Raw genomic sequence first — 3,113 nt, forward strand, 5'->3', positions numbered from 1 at the left:
ACCGGGCCGGCTCCCGAGCCCAGCTGACCCCGCGCCGCTCCGTCGCGCGCCGCCGCCGCCGCGGTCACGGCACGATCACCGCGCGGCCGCGGATCTCGCCCTCGTGCAGGCGGCGGTACGCCGTCACGGCATCGTCGAAGCCGTAGCGCTCGACGTGCACGCTCACCGCACCGGTGCGCGCCAGGTCGAGCACCTCGATGAGCTCGCTGCGGGATCCCCAGTACGGCGCCCGCACGGCTGCGCCGAACGGCGTCGCGAAGAATCCCGCGGTCATGACGCCCCCGCCGATGCCGACGATGTGCACGAAGCCGTCGATCGCGACCACCGCCTTCGCGAGGTCGATCGTCGGCTGCACGCCCGCGAAGTCGAACACGGTCTGGGCGCCGAGGCCGCCGGTGAGCTCACGGATGCGGTCCGCGGCCTCCGCGCTCGAGATGACGGTGTGGTGCGCACCCACTTCCTTCGCGAGCTCGAGCTTCTCGTCGCTGATGTCGACAGCGATGACGGTCGCCGCGCTGATCGCGCGGATGATCTGGATGCCGACATGCCCGAGGCCGCCGATCCCCATGACGACCGAGACGGAGCCGGGGTAGAGCTTGTGCTGCGCAGCCGCGATGGCGTGGTACGGCGTGAGTCCGGCATCCGTCAGCGACACCGCCTCGACCGGGTCGAGGTCGCCGAGCGGCACGAGGTGGCGGCGATCGTCGACGATGACGTACTCGGCCATCGCACCAGGCGCGCCGAGCCCAGGAGGGGCGATGCCGAGATCGGCCGCGTACGGACAGTAGTTCTCGCGGCCCTGGGAGCACTCATGACACTGCCCGCAGCCCCACGGTCCGTAGATCGCGTACGGGTCTCCCACCGTGATGCCCTCGACGCCGTCGCCGAGCTTGTCGACGACGCCCGTCCCCTCATGGCCGAGGGTGAGCGGCAGCCCGTAGGTGTACTGGTCTTCCGCCAGGTCCATCAGGAACCAGTCCGAGTGGCAGAGACCCGCCGCGGTCACCTTCAGCCGGATCTGCCCGGCGGCGGGCTCGGGCACCTCGATGTCGACGACCTCGGGGCCCTTCCCGATCTCGCGATACTGCACGGCCTTCATGTCGGTCTCCTTCTGTCAAACCCGACACTTCCCCGTCGCCGCGCGCCCATCACCCCCCTTGCCTTCTCCGCGCTCCTGTGGCACCACCGAGCACAAGAGGCGCAGACTGACCTTCACGGGCCGACGAACGCCGTCTCCGTGAGCTCCTCAGAGACCGCCCACATCCGCGCGGCGTCGTCCCGCTTTCGCAGCGTCCGGTACAGCGGCTGCTCTGCCGGGGCGCCGCCTACGTGGCCGATTCCCCGCGGTCCGTACAGACGGCGGGGTGCGGCATCCGGTGACGTCGCGGCGTAGAGCGCGGGGAGCGAGGCGGTCTCGGGAGTGCCGGCCAGCCCGCGTGCCGAGGCCCACCGGATGGCACGCACGGCCGCCGTGTCGGCCGCACGACCCATCTCGGGGCGTGCCGACAGCAGGCTCGTCGGGGCGACGCCCGGGTGCGAGAGATTGCTGGTGATGCCCCACCCGGCGTCGGCGCTGCGCCGGTCGAGCTCGCACGCGAACAGGCCGAGGGCGATCTTGGACTGGCGGTAGGCGCGCATGCCGTCGTACGAGCGCTGCCACTGAAGGTCGTTCCAGTTAATTCCGCCCCGGCTGACGGCGATGCTCACCTGCGACGTCACGCGGCCGGCCCCCGCGCGCAGCACCGGCAGCAGGTGCGCCACGAGCGCGAAGTGGCCCAGATGATTCGTGCCGAACTGCAGCTCGAATCCGTCGGTCGTGGCCTGCCGGGACGGCGGCGTCATGACCCCCGCGTTGTTGATGAGCAGGTGCAACGGACGGCCGTCGCGGCGCATCGCCTCGCCGAACGAGGCGATCGACGCGAGCGACGAGAGGTCGAGGTCGTGCAGTTCGATGCGTGCCCCGGGGACGGATGCACGGACCGCGGCGGCCGCCGACTCCCCCTTGCGCACGTTGCGGACAGGCAGGACCACCTCGGCTCCGGCCATCGCCAGCCGTGTGGCGATGCGCAGGCCGACGCCGTCGCTCCCTCCCGTGACGACGGCGCGGCGCCCGGTCAGGGACGGGAGGGGGATGTCGATCTTCGTGCGGGTCATGACGGCTCCTTCGTTCGGCTCCCCACACTCTCCGGCGTCCGCCGACACGTATCCAGGACCCGAGAGGTCATGGCTACGAGGCGGCGGGAGTGTGAGGATCGAGGTCGACAGGAGGTGCCGACATGGCGATCGACCGGATCGGACTCGCGGAGTTCCTGCGTCTGCGCCGTGGCGCGCTACAGCCCGAGGACGTCGGCCTCCCCCGCGGGGCCCGTCGTCGCACCGAGGGCCTGCGTCGCGAGGAGGTCGCGGCGCTCTGCCACATGTCGACGGACTACTACGCCCGGCTCGAGCGGGCGAGCGGGCCGCTGCCGTCGGAGCAGATGATCGCCTCGATCGCCCAAGGGCTGCACCTCACTGTCGCCGAGCGTGACCATCTGTTCCGGCTCGCGGGGCATCCTCCGCCCTCGCCGGGGTCGGTCGGAGAGCACATCGGGCCCGGGATGCTGCGGATATTCGACCGGCTGCAAGACACCCCCGCCGAGATCGTGACCGAGCTGGGCGAGACGCTGCGCCAGACGCCGCTCGGCGTCGCCCTCACCGGTGACACGGCGTCGCTCGCGCGTCCGGAGCGCAGCATCGGCTTTCGCTGGTTCACCGATCCGCGGTCGCGTGCGCTGTACGCCGAAGAGGACCACGAGTTCCTCTCGCGGCTGTGGGCGTCGGGGCTGCGCGGGGTCGTGGTGCGGCGCGGGCCCGGTTCGCGTGCGGCTCGTCTCACCGAGCAGCTCCTGGCACGCAGCGAGGAGTTCCGGGCGGTGTGGGACCGACACGAGGTCGGCCTCCGCCCGAGAGAGACGAAGCGCTTCGTCCACCCCGACCTCGGCCCGCTCGAGCTGTCGTGCCAGACGCTCCTCGATCCGGATCGGGCCCACTCGCTGCTCGTCTACACCGCCGCGCCGGGGTCCGAGAGCCACGAGAAGCTCGCCCTGCTCTCCGTCCTGGCGCCGCGGTCCGCG

General features: G+C 71.6%; 3 protein-coding genes. 1 reads left to right on the forward strand and 2 read right to left on the reverse strand.

Annotation, left to right across the window (positions count from 1 at the left end; translation table 11 throughout):
• Positions 1-64 precede the first annotated feature (64 nt).
• A complete protein-coding gene (locus EIO58_RS15110) occupies positions 65-1,099 on the reverse strand; it encodes an NAD(P)-dependent alcohol dehydrogenase (protein WP_127820210.1) in 1,035 nt (344 codons plus the stop codon).
• 113 nt (positions 1,100-1,212) lie between these two features.
• Complete coding sequence (locus tag EIO58_RS15115; RefSeq protein WP_127820211.1) at positions 1,213-2,154, reverse strand: SDR family oxidoreductase; 942 nt, start codon at positions 2,152-2,154, stop codon at positions 1,213-1,215.
• A 122-nt stretch (positions 2,155-2,276) separates the two neighbouring features.
• Here EIO58_RS15115 and EIO58_RS15120 point away from each other — a divergent pair.
• Positions 2,277-3,113 (forward strand): helix-turn-helix transcriptional regulator (locus tag EIO58_RS15120; protein ID WP_164861757.1); only part of this gene is annotated, 837 nt, incomplete at its 3' end.

Origin of the sequence: Microbacterium sp. CPCC 204701 (genome assembly GCF_004010105.1) — a bacterium.
Taxonomy (GTDB): domain Bacteria; phylum Actinomycetota; class Actinomycetes; order Actinomycetales; family Microbacteriaceae; genus Microbacterium.

What these genes read in the sequence shown, in the direction of transcription:
- EIO58_RS15110 (WP_127820210.1), bottom strand. Translation starts at nt 1,099, where the DNA reads ATGAAGGCCGTGCAGTATCGCGAGATCGGGAAGGGCCCCGAGGTCGTC.
- EIO58_RS15115 (WP_127820211.1), bottom strand. Translation starts at nt 2,154, where the DNA reads ATGACCCGCACGAAGATCGACATCCCCCTCCCGTCCCTGACCGGGCGC.